Genomic DNA, 19,740 nt, shown 5'->3' with positions numbered 1-19,740 from the left:
GGCCATCAGGCCGTCCATTCCTCCACACCCCTGGGAGACCCATGTTCCGCTGGAGCCTGCACGGAGATGGCCGCACCATCGCCCCCACCGCGATCGTCCTGCCCGAGGAGCGGCTGGCCTGGCCGTTGACCATCGGGATCGGGGCACAGCACGTCATCGCCATGTTCGGCGCCACGTTCCTGGTGCCGCTGCTGACCGGCTTCCCGCCCTCCACCACGCTGCTGTTCTCCGGCATCGGCACCCTGCTGTTCCTGGCCATCACCCGCAACAAGGTGCCCAGCTACCTCGGCTCCTCCTTCGCGTTCATCGCCCCCATCACCGCCTCCACCCAGGCGGACTCGATGGGCGCCGCGCTCGGAGGTGTGATGGTCACCGGGCTGCTGCTCGCGGTGCTGGGCCTGATCGTGGCCCGCGTGGGCACGCGCTGGATCACGGTGCTCATGCCGCCGGTGGTGATGGGCTCGATCGTGGCGCTGATCGGCTTCAACCTCGCCCCCACGGCGTACGACAACTTCAAGCAGTCCGCGCTCACCGCGACCGTCACCCTGCTCGCCGTGGTGCTGTGCACCGCGCTGTTCAAGGGGATGCTGGGCCGGGTCTCCGTGCTGCTGGGCGTGCTGGTGGGCTACGTGGTGGCCGTGCTGCGCGGCGAGGTCGACTTCACGCCGGTGGCCGATGCCGCCTGGCTGGGCCTGCCCGAGTTCCACCATCCCGAGTTCAACCTCGGCCTGCTGCCGATGTTCCTTCCCGTGGTCGTGGTGCTGCTGGCAGAGAACGTCGGCCATGTGACCAGCGTGGGCCTGATGACGAACCGCAATCTCGACCACATGGTGGGGCGCACGCTCGCCTCCGACGGCCTGGCCACCGCGCTCTCGGCCGGCTTCGGCGGCTCGCCGACCACCACCTACGGTGAGAACATCGGCGTCATGAGCGCCACGCGCGTGTACTCGACCGCCGCCTACTGGGTGGCCGGGATCGTCGCGATCCTGCTCTCGCTCTCGCCGAAGGTGGGCGCCGCGATCTTCACCATCCCCGCCGGCGTGCTGGGCGGGGTGACCTTCGTGCTCTACGGCCTGATCGGCATCGTGGGCGTGCGCATGTGGGTCGACGGCAAGGTCGACTTCTCCCGCCCGAAGAACCAGTTCACCGCGGGCGTCGCCCTCGTGATCGGCATCGCCAACGTCACCTGGACCTTCGGGGGCATCCAGCTCACCGGCATCGCGCTGGGCACGATCGCCGCGCTGGTCATCTTCCACGTCATGAACCAGCTGGGTCGGGTCACCGGCACCGAGGTGGAGACCGAGCCGGCAGCGGTCGTGGAGCCGACGCCGCACGGCTGAGGAGACGCGCCGGCTGACCGCCCGACGGACTGACCTCCTGACGGTCGAGGCGCCCGCACGTCACGAAGTGTTCACGGAATTGAACAAGGGTCGACGTGCGTATTGAGGTAAGGCTACGCTTCCCTTCGTGCCCCCTGCTTCCGCCGTCCCAGCTTCCGCTGCTCCTGAGCCCGCCGCATCTCACGCGCCCTCCGCTCTCCGCCCCGCCCTCACCGGGCAGGAGCTGCATCTGCGCTACGGCCGCCATCCCGTGGTCCACGGCGTCTCGATCGCGCTGACCCCCGGCACCGTGACCGCGCTGCTGGGCCCCAACGGGAGCGGGAAGTCGACCGTGCTGCGCTCGCTCGCGGGACTGCACCCCCTGGGCGAGGGCGAGATCCTGCTCGACGGCCTCGAGGGGCCCCGCAGCACGTCCCTCCTCAGCGCGAAGGAGCTCGCGAAGGCGCTCACCCTGTTCTCCCAGTCCCGCACCAGCCCGCAGGGGCTGTCGGTGCGCGACGTGGTCGCCTTCGGGAGGCACCCGCACCGTCGGCGCTTCGCCGGCCTCACCGATGCGGACCGTGCTGCGATCGACCACGCGATGGAGCTGACCGGCGTGTCCGCCTTCTCCGCCCGTGGGGTCGGCGAGCTCTCCGGGGGAGAGATGCAGCGCGTCTGGCTTGCTTCCTGCCTCGCCCAGGACACCGGCATCGTGCTGCTGGACGAGCCCACGAACCATCTCGATCTGCGCTACCAGATCGAGACTCTCGACCTGGTGCGCGATCTCGCCGAGATCCACGGCACTGCCGTGGGCATCGTGCTGCACGACCTCGACCATGCCGCACGCATCGCCGACCAGGTCATCCTGCTCAGCGCCGGCCGCATCCACGCCACCGGCGCGGCCGAGGACGTGCTCACCTCCGAGCACCTCAGCGACGTCTACGACATCCCCATCGACGTCACCGCCGATCCCGGCAGCGGTCGCCTGCGCATCGACGCGCTGGGTCGGCGCGGTGCGAGGGTCCCCACCCCCGTCTGAGGGGCCCTCCACCCCACCGCGCCTTTCCCTCCTCTCCGCGCCTTTCTCTCCCCTCCGCTTCTCTCTGCGTCTTTCCGCCCCACAGCCCCACCGCCACACCGCCCGTCCCGCGCCCGACGCGCATCCGTCGTCGGGCGACCCCTGCGGCCTGCCCGCCCATCCACCAGGAGCCCCCATGAACCGATCCGTCCGCCGCGCCCTCGCCGCCCTCACCGCCGGCGCAGCCGCCGTGGCCCTGGCCGCCTGCGGCACCACCGAGGTGCCCGAGGCGGACGCCGGGGCACCCTCGGATGCCGCCGCGCTCAGCGACTCCTGCGCCGAGGACTCCACCACGACCTCGACCGCGCCGGTCTCCGTCACCGATGACCTGGGCCGCCCCGTGGAGCTCGACAAGCCCGCCGAGCGGATCGCCGTCCTGGAGTGGCAGCAGGTCGAGGACGCACTGACCCTGTGCGTCGCCCCGGTCGCCGTCGCCGACGCCGAAGGCTTCGGCACCTGGGACACCGCCGAGACGCTGCCCGAGGGCACGGCGGACGTCGGCACCCGCGGGGAGCCGAACCTCGATGCCCTCGCCGCCGCCGATCCCGACCTGATCATCGTCGAGGCCACCGGCAAGGACGACCCCGTCGTCGCCCAGCTCGAGAGCCTCGGTGTGCCCGTTCTCGCGACCGTCGGGGCCGACGCCTCCGATCCGATCGGCACCATGAAGGGCCTGTTCACCCTGATCGCGGAGGCCACCGGCCGCACCGAGCGCGCCGACGCGGTGCTCAGCGAGTTCGACGAGCACGTCGCCGCGGCGACGCAGGAGGTGGCCGACGCCGGCCTGAGCAACACCGATTTCGTGTACTTCGACGGCTGGGTCGACGGCGGCAACGTCACGATCCGTCCCTTCGGCGAGGGCGCCCTGTTCACAGCGCTGGGCGAGGAGCTGGGCCTGACCAACGTGTGGACCGGCGAGACCGACCCCGCCTACGGCCTGGGCCAGACTGACATCGAGGGCCTGACCGCCGTGGGGGACGCCAACCTCATCTACACCTCGACCGACGATCCCGCCGGGAACTACGTCGACGAGCTCGAGAAGAACGACCTGTGGACGAACCTGCCCGCCGTGCAGGACGGCCGCGCCTTCGCCTTCCCCGCCGGGATCTGGACCTTCGGCGGCCCTCGCTCCTCCGAGCAGGCCATCGATGCCTACGTCGAGATCCTGACCGCCTCGTGAGCCGGACGGCGACGAGCCCGTCGTCGGCGCCGGAGCACCCGCCGGCCCCGGATCAGGCGCCGACGTCGGCATCGATCCCGTCCCGCAGCCCCCGCGAGGCGCTGCGGGTCGGGGCCGGCGGGATCCTCGGCGGGATCGCCACTCTGGTGCTGCTGGCGCTCGGCGTGATCGTGGTCGGTGCCTGGCACCTGACCCAGGGCACCTCCGGGATCGGGCTCGGCGACCTGCTGGCGTACCTCACCGGCGGGGCGGACACCGTGGGCGGGGTCGCGATCGCCGACCTGCTCACCGCCTCACGGCTGCCGCGCCTGCTCGCCGGGGTGGCCGTGGGTGTGGCCCTGGGCAGCGCCGGCGCCCTGCTGCAGTCCGTCTCCCGCAACGCCCTGGCCTCGCCGGACACCCTCGCCGTCACCGCGGGCTCCTACTTCGCCCTGTCCCTGGTGGCGGCGCTGGGACTGGCCGTTCCCCTGTGGGCCTCGAGCGGGGTCGCCTTCGTCGGCGGGCTGCTCGCGGCCGCCGTGGTGCTGGCGCTCGCCGGGGGAGCGGCGTCCTCCACGACGCGCCTGATCCTCGCCGGCTCCGCGGTCGCGATGGCGCTGCAGTCCGGCACCTCGATGCTGCTGATCCTCTTCCAGGCCGAGACCACCGGCCTGTATGCCTGGGGCAGCGGCTCGCTGTCCCAGCTGAACCTCACCGCCTCGCTGCGGGCGCTGCCCGTGATCGCGGTGGTGCTGCTCCTGGCACTGCTGCTCTCCCGGCGCCTGGACGTGCTGGGGCTGGGGGACGACGCCGCCTCCGGCCTGGGCGTGCCGGTGCGCTCCACCCGCGTGATCGCCGTGCTCGCCGCCGTGCTGCTCAGCAGCACCGCCGTCACGGTCGCCGGCCCGATCGCCTTCGTCGGCCTCGGCGCCCCCGTGCTCGCCCGCCTGCTCGGCGGCGTGGTGCGCTCTCTGAACCGGCACCTCCTGCTGATCCCCGCCAGCGGCCTGATCGGCGCCCTCGTGGTGCTGCTGGCCGACGCCGTCGTGCGTGCGATCCTCGGCCCCCAGGGTGCGACCGCCGTCCCGACCGGGATCCCCACCGCGCTGCTCGGCGCGATCATCATCATCCTGCTGGCCCGGCGGCTTCCGGACTCCGGCTCGCGCGTTCCGCCCCCGCAGGCGCGCACCTCTCTGCGTTCCCGCCGACAGGTCGTGATCGTGCTCGCGGCGAGTGGCGCGGCGCTGCTCGGCATCGCACTGCTGGGACTGCTCGCCGGCAGCCTGTGGCTGCGCACCGGGGATCTCGCGCTGTGGATCCAGGGTGATGCGCCGACGCTCGTGGCGCGCGCTCTCGGCGAACGGGTGCCGCGGATGAGCGCGGCCGTGCTCGCCGGCGCGGCCCTCGCCCTGGCCGGCTGCGTGGTCCAGTCCACCGTGCGCAACCCGCTCGCGGAGCCGGGCCTGCTGGGCATCACCTCCGGGGCCGGCCTCGGCGCCGTGATCGTGGTGACCGCGCTCGGCGGCAGCCGCCCGCTGATGATCGGGGTCGCGGTGGCCGCCGGTATCGCCACCTTCGGCGTCATCGCGCTGCTGGCCTGGCGCGGCGGCCTCGCCCCGGAGCGCTTCGTGCTGGTGGGCATCGGCGTGGGCTACGCGATGAGCTCGCTGACCACCTTCCTGCTGCTGCAGGCGAACGCCTGGGACACCCCGCGGATCCTCACCTGGCTGTCGGGGACCACCTACGGCCGCACCCTGAGCGACGTGGCCCCTGTGCTGGTGGTGCTCGCGATCGCGGTGCCCGTGATGCTCTCGCTGCACCGCGAGCTGGACCTGCTCGCGATCGACGAGGACTCGCCGCGGCTGCTCGGCGTGCGGCTCCAGCGCACCCGCGTGCTGGTGCTGGGCCTGGCCGCCGTGCTCGCCGCGATCAGCGTGGTCGCCGTCGGCGTGGTGGGCTTCGTGGGCCTGGTCGCCCCGCACCTCGCACGGTCGCTCGTGGGCGGCCGCCACCTGCGCTCGATCCCGGTCGCGATGCTGCTGGGCGGGGTGCTCGTGGGACTGGCCGACGCCCTGGGACGCTCCCTCATCGCGCCCGCGCAGGTGCCCGCCGGGCTGCTGGTCTCGCTGATCGGCGCGCCCTACTTCGTGTGGCTGCTCTGGCGTTCGCGCGCGTGAGAGGCCGTGGTAGGTGCCCGTGTGAGCGGCTGTGGTGGGCGCCCGTGTGAGGATGGTGCCCATGCCCGACGCCGCGCCCGCTTCCCTGCCTGACGCACCGCCCGCCGCAGTGCCTGCTGAGATGCCTGCCGAGTCGCCCGCAGGCTCCCACCCGGTGCCGGCGCTCATGATATTGCGCGGCAACTCCGCCTCGGGGAAGTCCACCGTGGCGCGTCGTGTGCAGCGGTCCTTGCCGCGTGGCAGGGTCGCCGTGATCGGCCAGGACCATCTGCGCCGGGAGCTGCTGTGGGAGCACGATGTCGCCAACAGTGACACCGCCGGGCTGATCCTGGCCACGGCCCGGCACTGCCTCGGGATCGGACGAATCACGGTGGTCGAGGGGATCTTCGGCAGCGAGCGCTACGGAGACATGTTCGAGGAGATGCTCGCCGACGATGAGGGTCCGTGCCTCGTCTACTACCTCGACGTGAGCCTCGCGGAGACCCTGCGCCGCCACACGGGCAAGACGATCGGAGGTGAGGTCCCGGCCAGCGAGGTCGCCTCCTGGTCCCGGGAGCACGACGTGCTCGGTGTCGTCGGGGAGCAGGTGCTCGGCGAGGATCTGTCGGAGGACGACATGGTCGCCCGCGTGCTCGCGGACCTCACAACGGCTGCGGAGCACTGACCGCCTCGGCCTGCAGGACCGGTTTCCTCATCGGGGACACTTCCTGAGGTGGAGGCAGGTGGATCCCCGCGATCATGCACCGCACCGAGCCGCCGGCGGCCTCGATCGTCGGGACCGGCACGGCGAGGATCCGGCATGAGAGTTCGATCCGGCTCCGCTGGGCGGGGGAGAGGTGCCCGGCCGCACGGGTGGACAGCACCAGCAGCCGTTCCTCATCGGCCGTCCCGGCGTATCCGGTGACCTCGAGGCAGTTGCCGAGGAAGCCCTGCACCTGGGACTCGGAGAGCTCCACGACCTCGCGGCCCGACGCCCGCAACCGGTCGCGGACCTGTGACCGCTGGGAGCGGTCCCGGATCATCCCGGTGCCCACCAGCGCCACCTCGGTCCCCACGCTCATCAGCACGTTCGTGTGATAGACCGGCACCCCTCGAGAGTCCGTCGCGTCGAACAGGACGGCGTCGTACCCGAGGTCGCCGCAGACCTCCGCGAACAGGCCGCCATCCAGCCGGCGGGAACGGCAGGCATAGGCGACGCGGGCGAGGTGGTCCAGCACCATCGCTCCGGTCCCCTCGAGGAAGCGGTTCTCGCGCTCCGCGGCCGACCAGTCCGCCACCCGGCGCACCGTGAAGTGCGTGCGCAGGTGCTGCACGATGTCGTCGCGGCGCTCCGCCCGACGGTTCGCGGCATACATCGGGTACAGCCCGAGGGTGCCGTCGGCGTGGGTGGACAGCCAGTTGTTGGGGAACACGCTGTCGGGCGTGGAGGTGCCCTCGTCCTCGAAGACGCTCACCGCCACCCCGGCCCGCTCAAGAGCCGCGGCCAGGCCCTCGACCTCCTCGCGCGCTCGTCGGGCGGTGTCTGCGTCGGGCGCGACGAGGCGGCGCTGGAAGGCGTTGTCGGCCTCCGTCTGCGCGTTGGGATGGAAGTGGTGAGGGCGCACGAGGACGACGTGCGAGGGTGCCTGCCCGCTCATCGTCAGCTCACCGGGGCGAGGACGTCCACCAGGGAGAAGAGGTCCTTGGGGTCGTCCGGATCGGCCACCAGGTCCAGCGCGGACTGCAGGTCGGTGCCGTCGGTGGCGTCGCGGGCGCAGCGTAGCGCCGAGAAGTCGGAGATCGCGAAGCCCACGGAGTCGAACACCGTGACCTCCTCGGCCGACGACCGGCCGACTGCGGCGCCGGTGAGAACCTGCCACAGCTCGGTCACCGGGAAGTCCGCAAGCATCTGCTGGATCTCGCCCTCGATGCGGGTCTGCGGGGTGAACTCCACGACCACCCGGGCGCCTTCGAGGATCGCGGCGTCGAGCTCCGTCTTGCCGGGGCAGTCCCCGCCGATGGCGTTCAGGTGCACACCCGGGGCCACCTGGTCCGCGCGCAGGATCGTGTTGCGGGCCTTGTCCGCCGTGCAGGTGGTGATGATGTCGGCGCCGCGGACCGCCTCATCGACCGAGGTCGCCGCATGCACCCGGAAGCCGAGCGGCTCGAGGTTGCGTCGCACCTTCTCGATCGCCGCCGCATCGATGTCGAACACCCGCAGATCCTCGATGCCCAGCACGCCGCGGCAGGCGAGGGCCTGGAACTCGGACTGCGAACCGGCACCGATCAGGGCGAGGGTGCGCGAGTCCGGCCGGGCGAGGGCCTTCGCCGCAAGGGCCGACGTCGCGGCGGTGCGCAGCGCGGTCAGCAGCGTCATCTCCGCGAGGAAGGTGGGATAGCCGGTGTCGACGTCGGCCAGGACCCCGAAGGCGGTGACCGTCTGGAAGCCGCGCGACGGATTGGACGGGTGGCCGTTGACGTACTTGAAGGAGTAGGTCTCCCCGTCGGACGTGGGCATCAGCTCGATCACGCCCAGCGGGGTGTGGCTCGCGATTCGCGGGGTCTTGTCGAAGCGCTCCCACCGTCGGTAGTCCGCCTCGAGATAATCGGTCATGCGCACGAGGATCGCTTCGGCGCCATCGCGCCGGATCCATCGCGCCATGCCGGCGACGTCGAGCAGCTGGGTCATCGCACTCGCCTCCTGAGAGCTGGGTCGTGAGATAGGTCGTGTATTGAGTCGTGAGCTGGGCCGACGTTCCGGGCTCCGGGGCTCCCGAAGACTCGGCGCACGCCGGTGTGGTGGATTCCAGCGTAGATTTCGCAGATGGCAGGCGGTAGAGACTGATCGCTCGAAATCTGCCTAGTCGATGCGCAGACTGCGCGAGCAGATCTACCATTGTGTCCATGGAGCGCATCTCGGATCTCGACGAACGGCTGCTGTCCGCGCTGCGGAAGGACGGCCGCGCCCCGATCGCCACCCTCGCCACCCAGCTCGGGGTCTCCCGCGCCACCGTCTCCAGCCGGATCGAGAAGCTCACCGCACGCGGCGTGATCGTGGGCTTCACGGTGCGGGTGCGCGACTACGCCGAGACCGCGACCGTGCGCGCCACGTCCTTCATCGAGGTGGAGGGGCGTTCCACGAACCGCGTGATCACGCTGCTGCGAGGCTTCCCCGAGATCCAGAACCTGCACACCACGAACGGCGGGTGGGACCTGGTCGCCGAGATCGCCTGCCCCGACCTCCCCGCCTTCGACGACGTGCTGCGCCGGATCCGCTCGATCGACGGCGTCGTCAACAGCGAGACCAGTTTGCTGCTCAGCTCGGTGCTGCGCTGACGAGCAGGGTCCTGGCCAGAACGAACCGCCATCGCCATCTGCGCACGTCGTACCTCACACGACACGCCCACCCAGTCCACTGAAACGTCCCGCTGGCGGTATGGATCGAGGGAATGGTTCGGCGTGTTGGGCGGTGGGGTGCTGCGCGCGTCGTACCTCACACGGCACGCCCACCCAGTCCACTGAAACGTCCCGTTGGCGGTATGGATCGAGGGAATGGATCGGCGCGTCGGGTGCGGCCTGCGCCGAGCCCGGCGTATGAGCGTCGCCGGGCCCGGCGTCTCAGCTGCGCCGGGCTCGGACGACCATCGTGATTCCGAGGCCGATGGTCACTGCGAGCGCCGCGGCCAGAGGCAGCAGCTCGATGCCGGTGCGAGCGAGCGGCCCGCGTGGTGCGGAGTCCTCGGCCTCGGCAGCCTCGTCGGCCCCGTTCTCCGTCTCCTTCGCGACGTCATTCTCGGGGCCGTCACCAGACCCCGCGTTGCCGGAGGAGTCCGTCGGCAGTGAGGAGTCGGGTGCTTCGACGGAATCGCCCTGGTCGCCGGGGCCGGCGGAGGGCTCTGTCGGCTCGGACGGTTCGACCGGCACGGAAGGCTCCGCAGGATCCGCCGGCTCACCGCCGTCGCCCGGGTCGCTGCCGTCGCCTGGTTCTCCACCGTCGCCAGGTTCTCCGCCGTCGCCTGGTTCTTCACCGTCGCCCGGGTCGCTGCCGTCGCCTGGTTCTCCGCCGGCCTGCGGGGCGACGAACACGGCCACCGTCGCCGCGGGCACCATGACGGTGCCGGTCGTGGCATCCCAGGTGGACTGCTTGACGACCTCGTCGGCGCCGTCGGCCTGCACGGAGGAGAGTTCGTAGCCGAGCCCGGCCATGTCGTCGATCGCCTCGGTGATCGGTTCGCCGGAGGCGTTGAAGACCACGACCACCCCGTCGAGCGAGGAATCCACGTCGGCGCCCACGGTGTCGTCGATGCGCATCACCATCAGACCCGCCGTGGCGTCGGCCCCGGCGTTGGGGAAGGTGACCTTCTCGCGGATCAGGTCCGCGTCGCCGAGCGTGAACAGCGGCGAGGACGTGCGCAGTCGCAGCAGATCGAGCGTGACGTCGCTGCTCTGCGCGATCTCCGTCGGCGTCGGCGTCTTGGACGGATCCTCGAGCATCGGGACCATGAGGTCCCAGGCCTCGCCGTTCTTCTCCTCGCCCGGGAGACCGTTGCCGTAGCCGTTCGTCTCGCCGGTCCAGTCGATCGCGTTGTAATGGTCGCCGGAGTTGTAGCTGTCGCGGTCCAGCGACTTCGAGCGCAGCAGGTCGGTGCCGCCGGCCCAGAACGACGGCGACTGCCCGAGCGTCACGGTGGCCAGCGAGAGCGTGTTCATCCGCACCCTGGTGTCCAGGGAGGCGTCCTGCGGGAGCTTCCAGACGTTCATGTCGTACAGCGCCTCGTTGTCGTGCGCATCGACGTAGTTGACGCTCTCCTCGGGCCGGGTCGCATAGCCCGCCGGGGCACCGTTGTAGTCCAGCTGGTCGCCGCGCACCGTCTCGCCCGTCGAGGCCAGCAGCTCGTAGTCCGCGAGGTTCCCGGCCATCCCCAGGCGGATCAGGTCGGTGCGGCGCAGGAGATCCGCGTGCTGCTCGTCCTCGCTCACCTCCGCGAAGCCGTTGGGCATCGTGACCAGGCCGTTGCCGAAGCCCTGCGAGGTGCGCTTGTCGGCGTCGAAGGGGCTGCCGCCGTGCACCGCGTCGCGCATCCGGTCGTTGAAGGTGCCGATCGAGGTGCCTCCGAGCTGCCCTTGCGTGGCCTGGGTGAAGCGGGCGTTGTCCTCGACCTCCCCGAAGTTCCAGCCTTCGCCATAGAGGTAGATGCTCTCCCCGTCGATGCCGTCCTCGTCGAGGGTCAGCTCGTCCAGGGCGTCGCGCACCGCCTGCATGTTCTCGGCTGAGTGGTGACCCATGAGGTCGAAGCGGAAGCCGTCCACGTGGTACTGGCGGGCCCAGAGCACGGTGGAGTCGACCATGAGCTTCTGCGCCATGACGTGCTCGGTCGCGACGTTCGAGCAGCAGGTGGAGTTCTCCACCCCGCCGTCGAGGGTCAACCGCTGGTAGTAGCCGGGCACCACCTGGTCGAGCACGGACTTGTCGTCCTGGCCGGAGGCGGCGCTGTGGTTGTACACCTGGTCCAGCACGACCTGGAGGCCCATGCCATGGAGGTTCCCGACCATGGAGCGGAACTCGCCGGTGCGCTCGCCGCCCACCTGGTGGCCCGCGGTCGCGTACGAGCCCTCGGGAGCCATGTAGTGCAGCGGGTCGTAGCCCCAGTTGTAGGCGTCCTGGTCCGCGACGGCGGAGACAGCGGCCTGCTGCTCGGTCGAGGCAGGCCCCGCACCGGCGGGGATCTCGGGCACGGCCTGCTTCGCCCGGTCCTCCTCGATCGTGGCGATGTCGAAGGTGGGCAGCAGGTGCACCGTGGTCATGCCGGCGTCTGCGAGCTCCTGCAGACGGGACGTGCCGGCGGAGTCCTCGTGGCCGACGGCCGCGTAGGTGCCGCGCAGCTCCTCCGGGAGCGCCTCGTCCGCGGCGGAGAAGTCCCGCAGGTGCAGCTCGTAGATGGTCTGGTCCGCGAACTGCTCGACCACCGGGGCGGCGATCTGCGACCACACCTCCGGTGCCCAGCGCGGGTCCGAGAGGTCCAGCAGTACCGAATGGGTGGAGTTCAGCGTGAGGCCGGTGGAGTACGGATCGGTGACGACGTTGGTCTCCACCTGTCCTGTCGACGGGACGAACACCTCGACCGCGAAGCGATAGGCGAGGTCCTCCCAGTCGGCGTCCCCGGTCACGGTCCACACCCCGCCGTCGGTGCGCTCCATCGGGATTTCGGTGGGCTGTGCCTGCGAGAGATCGTCCGACGCCGCAGTGTCCTCGACCAGCTCGAGAGTCACGTTCTTGGCCGTCGGAGCCCAGAGGGACAGGGTCGGTGCGCCGCCTTCGAACACCGAGCCGAGGGTCGCGTCATCCGCTGCGTCGGCGAACAGTGCATCGAGCACGCCGGGGATCTGCACCCCGGTGAGCACGTCGAGTCCGTCGGCCCCGCGCTGGGCGACCATCAGCTCGCCGGTCAGGGCCTCTTCGAGAGCGGCCCGGTCCACGCCGGTGAGATCGAGGGCGAGGAAGCCCGCCAGGTGCCCGCGATCAGCGAGCTCCTCGTCGGTGAGGCCGCTCTCGCGCAGAGTCAGCTCACCGAGCGCGACGCCGCCGGTGACCTCGCCGCCGGCCACCGCGATCCCGCCCTCCGGCGCAGACCACAGCTCGAAGCTCGCCGTGGCCGGATCGTCCGGGGCCAGGGAGGACGGCCACGCGATCGTGTCAGCATCCACGAAGTGGGCGAGCTGCTTGCCGCTGCCCGCCGTGAGCGGATCCTCGGCCTCGATGCTCAGCTCGTGGGAGGTGATGTCGTAGGAGAAGGTCACGACCTTTCCTTCCTGAGTCGAGAACGTGTAGTCGTCGCCGCCTGCTGCTCCTCCGGCCCCGTAGTTCTCGTCCCAGGAGAGGCCGTGGGCGACCTTCGTCGCATAGGAACCGGTGGGCAGCGCGGAGGTGGTGAAGGTGTAGATCCCGTCGCCATCCCCATCCTGCATCCAGGTGCGCAGGCAGTCCGGCATCCAGTCCTCGGGGCAGCCGAGCGCCGCGTTGAAGGATCCCGGGAGGGTGATCATGGGGCCCTCGGCGCTCGAGCTCACGAGGTGCGTTCTCGGGTCGTACCAGAAGGTGACCTCGCCGCCCTCGGTGGAGTAGGCGATGTTCTCCCCGCCGGGAACGCCGCCAGCGCCGTAGCTCTCGTCCCAGGAGCCGCCGATCGCGACCTTGTACTCGTAGTCGCCGACGGGCAGATCGAAGGTCCCGATGAACATGCCGGAGTCTTCGTCCAGCGTCAGCGCCGCCGCGGTGCAGTCGGGGGCCCAGTCGCTCTCGCAGCCCATCGCCAGGTTGTGCGAACCGGGCAGCGTGACCAGAGGAGCGTCGACCGACGGGGCCGGCTCGGCCGGGCCCACGGCTTGGACCGCCGGCGCGGCGCCGAGCATCGTCGCGCCCGCCAGCAGGGCGGCGACAACGACGGCGAACAGGCGGAGAGCGGGAGATGCGGCGGCTGTGGGGGAAGCGGCGAGTGCGGGGTGGTGTCGCTGCGAGAGCATGCGGGGACTCCTCTGTTCGAGCAGGCGCCGGGTGGGGACCGGCGACTTCGTGCGTCAGCAGGCCGTGCGGAGGACGGCTCTGCAAGACTTGCAGTCATCTCGTGGGCGTCTATGCCCCGGATGTCCCCGTCGACCTTACGGTTCACCAACGTCGGACTCAACCGCTTCGGCGGAATCTGCAAGAAGTTGCAGGAATGTCGAAGGGTGGCGTCGTGCCTCGTCTCCGTCCTCAGATGGCGAGGACCCAAGGTGCCGCGGCCACGGTCGCGACCGTGGCGACGACGGCGTATCCGGTCAGCACCGTGCACACCAGCCACTCCCGGGCGCTGCCCGCATCGCCCAGCAGCGGCACGGCGACGTCGCCGCTGCGCTGCCAGATGCCGGAGGCGAGACGCTTCGGGGGCTTGATCACGAGCGGCCAGGTGGGGAAGGGGATCCCGTCGGTGGTGAGCAGGTCCCCGATCAGATGGACCAGCACGCCCACGGCCACGGCGGCGGGGAGCCAGATCGAGGTGTCCGGCGCGACGACCGCGACCAACAGACCGGAGGCCACGCCCACGATCCAGGGCAGCAGCCGACCCTCGACCATCTTCAGAGCCCGGGTGCCCAGCGCGCACATCGCGGTGACCAGCAGGGCGGCGCCGGCCTGGACCTCGCCCACCACGGGTACGACGACCTGCCAGTCGAGCCGGTTCACGAGGATCGCGAGCGCGGTGAAGAGCGCCGCGGCCAGGAGTGTGTGGGTCGCGCCGCGATGACCGGCCACGGTGCTGACCGCGCGGGTCAGTGCCTTGGTGAGGCCTCCGCCGGAGCGGGAGATCGTGGCGGAGGGATGGTCGATGTCCGGCAGCAGGGCCGCGCCGGTCGCGACCACGGCGCCGGCGGTCACCTGCGCGGGATCGAGGTCCCACAGATCCAGGCCGACGACGTGCTCGAGCACGGGGGCCGAGCCTGCCAGGGCCATCCAGGCGGCGGTGCCGCTGATCGCGTGGTGTCCGCCCATCATGGGCATCGTCCTCCTCGGGAGATCGTCGACGTGGCCTCACCAGGGGAAGGGTGCGGGCGGAACCGCTGGTGGGACGCAGGACGTCACCGGGGGAGGAGGGCCGCCGGGAAGACTACCGGCGGGTCATGACAGTTCAGCGACGACGACCGACGAGCGGGCGGCGCCGTCCCGTCATCGCGTCACGGCCTCCAGCAGCTCGAGCACGTGCCGGTACGACTTCCCGGTTGCGGCCTGCATGCCGAGCTCGCAGGTGCGGTTGGAGCTGACGTACCAATCCGTCCCGCGCTGGGCGACCTCGGCGGCCTCGGCCCGGGTGGCGGAGGCCGTGAGCTCGGGGTGCAGCATGCCGCGGTCTCCGGCGTAGCCGCAGCAGCCCCAGTCCACCGGCACCACCACATCGCGGGCGGCGGCCTCGGCGATCGCGATCAGGTCGTCGGTCGCCCCCAAGTGGGTGGTCGAGCAGGTGGGGTGCACGGTCACCGACCCGGCGGGCTCGCGCACGCTCAGCTCCGACAGCAGGTGCCGACGCACATAGGTGATCGCGTCGAGCACCTCGACCCCGGTGCCCTCCATCGCCTGGAGGATCCCCTCGGTGCAGCTGGAGGCGTCCACGATCACGGGCAGCTCGCCGTCATGGCTCGCGGCGAGCAGGGCGGTGCGCACCTGGTCGCGCATCCGCTCCTTGGCACCGGTCATGCCCTTGGAGGAGAAGGGGGTGCCGCAGCACAGGGAGGCGGCGTCGTCCGGGACGGCCAGGCGCATGCCGGCGCGCTGGGCGAGGAGGTCGAGCGCCGCGGGGACCCCGGCGGCGGTCGTCGGGGACGACGTCGAGCCCGACGACGTGGAGCCCGACGACGTCGCACCACCCTTCCCGCCTCCGCTCCCGCACGCGCAGTCGCCCCCACAGCCACCGGACGACCCACCGTCACTGCTGCGCGACTCCTCGGCGGCGCCGAACATGGTGTGCACGCAGGCGGGGAGGTACACCGCGCCGACGTCGGCCGACGCCCGGCCGCGGCCGCCCGCGCGGCGCACCGCCCCGCCCCGGCGGGGCAGCTCGCTGCGGTACTGCGGCACCACGTCCGTGCCCAGCACGGCGCGGCCCACGTCGGTCGCCGCCCGCGGCAGCACCTGGGGGAGGGTCCCGGCCACGCTCATCGCGGCCGAGGCCCCGCGGGTCAGCAGGTCCCAGTTCCCCGCCGCCGCCTTCCAGGCCGCGTTCGGCGCCGTGCTCGCGTCCTCCGCCCGCAGGCGTCGCACCAGGTCACCGGTGTTGATGCCGACGGGGCAGGCGGTCACGCACATCCCGTCGACCGCGCAGGTCTCCAGCCCCTCGTACTCGTACGCCGTGCGGATCGCCGCCGCGGTCTCCACGTCCCCGCGCTGCTCGGCGAGGTTCGCGTCGCGGCGCAGCACGATCCGCTGGCGCGGTGTGAGGGTGAGGTCCTTGGAGGGGCACACCGGCTCGCAGTAGCCGCACTCCACGCAGCGGTCGGCCTCCTCCTCGATCTCGATCACCGGCTTCAGATTCTGCATATGGGCGGAGGCATCGTCGGTGAGCACCACGCCCGGGTTGAGGATCCCGGCCGGGTCCACCAACGCCTTGAGCTCCCGCATCACGCCGTACAGCTCCGGCCCGTACTGGCGCTCCACGAACGGGGCCATGACGCGACCGGTGCCGTGCTCGGCCTTGAGGTTCCCGCCGTGGTCCAGCACCAGCTCGACCATGTCCTGCGTGAAGGCCTCCAGGCGCGTGGACCCCTCACCGAGCTGCTCGTTGAGCAGGAAGTGGATGTTGCCGTCCTTCGCGTGCCCGAAGATCACCGACTCGTCGTAGTCATGACGGTCGAACAGATCCTGCAGGCCGCGGCAGGTGGCCTCGAGCTCCGGCACCGGCACCACCACGTCCTCGAGCAGGGCGGTCGATCCCGCCGGTCGGGCACCGGCGATCGCGGCATAGAGGCCCTTGCGGGTGGTCCACATCGCGGCCCGACGGGCGGCGTCGGTGGTCATCTCCAGCGGCACCGACAGCCCGAGACCCTCGGACATCCCCACCGCATCGGCCGCGCGCTGCGCGAGCTCGGCGGGGTCGTCGCTGCGGTGCTCGACGAGCAGGGCGGCATGGCGCTCGACGTCCAGGCCGAGGATCTCCTGGGGCGCCCCGGCCAGGCCCTGCGCCACGATCAGCGAGCGGGCGTCCATCAGCTCCGCGGTCGCGAACCCGGCGCCGACCACCTCGGGCAGCGCGGCGGTCGCGGCCTCGAGCGACGGCAGCACCAGCAGCCCGGTGGTGATGTGCTTCTGGATCGGCACGGTGCGGAACACGGCGGAGGAGACGAAGGCGAGGGTGCCCTCGGAGCCGACCACGAGATGGGCGAGCACGTCGGCCGGGGTCTCGAAGTCCAGCAGGGCGTTGATCCCGTAGCCCATCGTGTTCTTCAGCGCGAAGCGCTCACGGATCACGCGGGTGAACTCGGCGCTGTCCCGCACACGGCGCATGAGGCGCACCAGGCCCTCATGCAGCTCCGGCTCCTCGCGCCGCAGGCGGGCGTCGGCCCCCTCGAGCCCGGTGTCCACGATCGTGCCCGAGGACAGCACGAAGCGCAGCGACTCGAGCGTGCGGTACGAGTTCTCGGCGGTCCCGGCGGCCATGCCGGAGGAATTGTTGGCGATGACGCCGCCGATCGTGCAGGCGACCTCGGAGGCCGGATCCGGGCCCAGACGCCGCATGTGCCGCAGCAGATGCGCGTTGACCTGGCGCAGCGTCGCCCCGGGGCCCACGCGCACGCGCTCGCCGTGATCGAGCACCTCGACGGTGCGGAAGTGGGTGCGCACATCGGCCAGGACCGCCTCGGACTGCGCCTGTCCGGACAGGCTGGTCCCGCCGGAGCGGAAGGTCAGGGGCCGACGCGCGCGCATCGCCTCCCGCAGCAGCGCCACGACGGAGTCCTCGTCGGTGGGGGAGGTCACGGCCTCGGGCAGCAGCAGGTAGTGCGAGGCGTCGTGCGCGAGCGCGTGACGGGCCACGACATCGGTGTCCAACAGGGGTGCGACGGTCATGCCTCACGGTATCGCGGGTGGTCGGGGGCGCGAGGCGGCTTCTCGCCGCATGAGGTCGCCGGTGGAGGCGGCCTGTACGGTCGGATCCGTGACGAGCGCACTGAACACCTACCTGAGCCGCCTCTCGATCGCGCTGTCCACCGCGACAGCGCCCGAGACCACCGACGACGAGGTCCTCCCCGATCGCGGGATCTCCGGCAGCGCCGAATCCGTCGGCGACATCCCGGACCTCTCCTACCTCTCCGGCGCCCGAGAGGACCACCTCGGCGTCGCGGTCTGCACGATCGACGGGGAGATCACCTCCGCCGGCACCGACCACGCCTTCCCGGTGCAGTCGATCTCCAAGGCCTTCGCCTACGGAGCCGCGATCGATCTCCACGGGATGGACTACGTCGACTCCGTGGTCGACGAGGAGCCGACGGGGGAGGAGTTCAACGCCCTCAGCATCGACCGGCACTCCAAGAAGCCCAAGAACCCGCTGGTCAACATCGGGGCGATCCGCACCCACGCGATGCTGGGCCCCACCCAGGCCGAGCGCACCCAGCGCCTGCGCGACGTGCTCGATGCCGCCGCCGGGCGCCCCCTCGAGCTGCATCGCGAGACCAGGGACGAGGAACTGACGATCGCCGACCGCAACCTCGCCCTCGCGTACATGCTGCGAGCGGCCGGTTCGATGACCGAGGACGCCACCGAAGTGGTCGGCGGATACATCGAGGGTTGCGCAGTGCTCACCACCGTCACCGATCTCGCCGTGATGGCCGCGACCCTCGCCTCGGGCGGCACCAATCCGCTCACCGGAGAGAAGGTGTTCTCCCGTGTCGCCGCCCGACAGGTGCTCTCCGTGATGCTCACCTGCGGGATGTACGACAACGCGGGCGACTGGGTCAGCGACGTGGGACTGCCCGCGAAGTCCGGCGTGGGCGGCGGGATCATCGCCGCGCTGCCCTCCCGCTTCGGCATCGCCAGCTACGCCCCGCAGCTCGACCTGCACGGCAACTCCGTGCGCGGCACCTACTTCTTCGAGCGGCTCAGCGCCGACTTCGCCCTGCACATGCTCGACGGGGTGGTGCCGCGTGACCTCGAGGAGTGCGCCCAGGAGCTGATGGAGGTCGGCACTCATCCGTGAGGTGGGGGAAAGAGGCGAGGGGCCGGGAGCTGCCGGGCTGAACCCCGTTGTGGCCCGCTAGGCCAGCTGGCCTGGCCTGGCCTGGCCTGGCCAGGCCTGCCTCGCGTCGCCTCGCCTCGCCTCGCCTGGCCTGCCTCGCCCCGTCCCCGTGAACCGGCATCCTGTTCCCGCTGACGTATCCAGTGGCGCGAGGCATGCAGGCTCGCCCATATACGGGCAGCCTGCACACCTGGCGCCACTCGACGCAGTTGCGGATCGATGCGGCGTGCTGGGGTGGGCAGGGGTACGCAGGTCTGTGCAGAAGCAGGACGGAGCCGGCCGCAGAAGCCGTGTCGGGGGTGCTGAACTCCGCTGGAGGCCTGCTCGCGACGTGCTCGCTTGTGGCCTGCTCGGTCGGATGCGAACCTTGCGGCATGATCTCCGCGAAGGTGCTGGCACCCGATGACTGGCCCGTGTGGCGGGAGCTGCGCCTGCGTGCGCTCGCCGATTCCCCCTGGGCTTTTGGCAGCACCCTGGCCGAGGTTCTCACCCGTGACACGGAGGAGCATTGGCGCGCCGGGGTCTCCGCGCCCATGGTCTCGTTCGTCGTCGAGACCGACGATGGGCCCGTCGGAATGGCCCGGCTCATGTTTCCTGAGCGGGCCAGCTCGCTGCCGGAGCTGATCTCGGTATGGGTGGCGCCGGAGGCCCGCCGGACAGGGGCTTCCCGCGCCCTCATCGCCGCCTGCGTCGACCACCTCGCCGCGCACCACCCGATGACCCGGCTGCGCCTCGCGGTCGTCGAGACCAACCTGCCCGCCCGTCGGCTCTATGAGAGCTGCGGTTTCGGGGTGATCGGCCGCAATCCGGACGACGACACCGAGCTGCTCATGGAGCGCCGCGCCGCCCCGATGGACCAACAGAGCGTCGAGCTACCCACCGAGCTCGTGGCCCGGTACCGGGCCGTGGACCGGGAGCGCGTGGGCACCCCTACTCTGGACACCCCCGCCCACCTGGACCGTCTGACCGAGCTGATCGGTCGCGAGGGCATGCGCACCCCGATCGATCTGGCCTTCAACGAGCAGTTCGCGACCATCGACGGCAATCACCGCATCGCCGTGGCCCGGAGGCTGGGACTGGCGACGGTGCCGGTCCACCTCACCCGTCGCCCCGAGCACCCCCGCCCCGGTCACGGACGGGACCTGGACCCCGCGGATCTGCGCGTGCTCGAGGCCGCACTCGCCTCCTCGTCCGTGCTCGATCCCGATCGTGCGGGGCGCGGCACAGGAATCGTGGCGTGAGCATCCGACGAGGCACGCCTGCGGATCGGTAGACT

General features: G+C 71.3%; 13 protein-coding genes. 8 read left to right on the top strand and 5 right to left on the bottom strand.

Going from position 1 to position 19,740, the window contains the following annotated elements:
- Positions 1 to 41: 41 nt before the first annotated feature.
- From ACT3T5_RS01895 to ACT3T5_RS01875, 5 genes are all read left to right on the top strand, one after another.
- Positions 42 to 1,340 carry a uracil-xanthine permease family protein gene (locus ACT3T5_RS01895; RefSeq protein ID WP_444593426.1) on the top strand — a complete coding sequence of 433 codons (1,299 nt, stop codon included), beginning with the start codon at positions 42 to 44 and terminating at the stop codon, positions 1,338 to 1,340.
- 127 nt (positions 1,341 to 1,467) lie between these two features.
- Positions 1,468 to 2,358 (top strand): ABC transporter ATP-binding protein, encoded by an 891-nt coding sequence (locus ACT3T5_RS01890; RefSeq protein WP_444576499.1) that lies wholly within the window; start codon positions 1,468 to 1,470, stop codon positions 2,356 to 2,358.
- Positions 2,359 to 2,533: 175 nt separating this feature from the next.
- Complete coding sequence (locus ACT3T5_RS01885) at positions 2,534 to 3,577, top strand: iron-siderophore ABC transporter substrate-binding protein (protein ID WP_444593425.1); 1,044 nt, start codon at positions 2,534 to 2,536, stop codon at positions 3,575 to 3,577.
- The gene (locus ACT3T5_RS01880) at positions 3,574 to 5,733 is read left to right on the top strand and encodes an iron ABC transporter permease (RefSeq protein ID WP_444593424.1); all 2,160 of its coding nucleotides are present in this window, start codon (positions 3,574 to 3,576) and stop codon (positions 5,731 to 5,733) included. Before ACT3T5_RS01885 ends, ACT3T5_RS01880 begins: the two co-directional genes overlap by 4 nt.
- 61 nt (positions 5,734 to 5,794) lie before the next feature.
- Positions 5,795 to 6,397 (top strand): AAA family ATPase, encoded by a 603-nt coding sequence (locus tag ACT3T5_RS01875; RefSeq protein ID WP_444593423.1) that lies wholly within the window; start codon positions 5,795 to 5,797, stop codon positions 6,395 to 6,397.
- Here the strand turns inward: ACT3T5_RS01875 and ctlX are convergent.
- Complete coding sequence (ctlX, locus tag ACT3T5_RS01870) at positions 6,375 to 7,370, bottom strand: citrulline utilization hydrolase CtlX (protein ID WP_444593422.1); 996 nt, start codon at positions 7,368 to 7,370, stop codon at positions 6,375 to 6,377. The genes ACT3T5_RS01875 and ctlX overlap by 23 nt on opposite strands.
- Before the next feature lie 2 nt (positions 7,371 to 7,372).
- Positions 7,373 to 8,401: an ornithine cyclodeaminase gene (locus ACT3T5_RS01865; RefSeq protein ID WP_444593421.1), complete on the bottom strand. Its 1,029-nt coding sequence runs from the start codon at positions 8,399 to 8,401 to the stop codon at positions 7,373 to 7,375.
- 215 nt (positions 8,402 to 8,616) lie between these two features.
- Between ACT3T5_RS01865 and ACT3T5_RS01860 the strand changes: the two genes are divergently transcribed.
- Positions 8,617 to 9,048 (top strand): Lrp/AsnC family transcriptional regulator, encoded by a 432-nt coding sequence (locus ACT3T5_RS01860; protein WP_444576493.1) that lies wholly within the window; start codon positions 8,617 to 8,619, stop codon positions 9,046 to 9,048.
- Positions 9,049 to 9,330: 282 nt separating this feature from the next.
- On the opposite strand, the gene pulA is transcribed toward ACT3T5_RS01860, so the two are convergent.
- The 3 genes from pulA to ACT3T5_RS01845 form a co-directional block, all read right to left on the bottom strand.
- Complete coding sequence (pulA, locus tag ACT3T5_RS01855; protein WP_444593420.1) at positions 9,331 to 13,233, bottom strand: pullulanase-type alpha-1,6-glucosidase; 3,903 nt, start codon at positions 13,231 to 13,233, stop codon at positions 9,331 to 9,333.
- A gap of 229 nt (positions 13,234 to 13,462) precedes the next feature.
- Positions 13,463 to 14,245, bottom strand: coding sequence for a metal-dependent hydrolase (locus ACT3T5_RS01850; protein ID WP_444593419.1), 783 nt, complete (start codon positions 14,243 to 14,245; stop codon positions 13,463 to 13,465).
- Between the two features lie 165 nt (positions 14,246 to 14,410).
- Positions 14,411 to 17,299, bottom strand: coding sequence for an FAD-binding and (Fe-S)-binding domain-containing protein (locus tag ACT3T5_RS01845; protein WP_444593418.1), 2,889 nt, complete (start codon positions 17,297 to 17,299; stop codon positions 14,411 to 14,413).
- 88 nt (positions 17,300 to 17,387) lie between these two features.
- On the opposite strand from ACT3T5_RS01845, the gene glsA reads away from it, so the two are divergent.
- On the top strand, positions 17,388 to 18,425 hold the full coding sequence (glsA, locus tag ACT3T5_RS01840) for a glutaminase A (RefSeq protein WP_444593417.1): 1,038 nt from the start codon (positions 17,388 to 17,390) through the stop codon (positions 18,423 to 18,425).
- Positions 18,426 to 18,838: 413 nt separating this feature from the next.
- Positions 18,839 to 19,705, top strand: coding sequence for a GNAT family N-acetyltransferase (locus ACT3T5_RS01835; RefSeq protein WP_444593416.1), 867 nt, complete (start codon positions 18,839 to 18,841; stop codon positions 19,703 to 19,705).
- The last annotated feature ends 35 nt before the right edge of the window (positions 19,706 to 19,740 follow it).

The organism is Brachybacterium sp. AOP3-A1-3 (assembly GCF_052378285.1).
Taxonomy (GTDB): Bacteria; Actinomycetota; Actinomycetes; order Actinomycetales; family Dermabacteraceae; genus Brachybacterium.
This window is presented reverse-complemented; position numbering and strand designations above follow the sequence as displayed.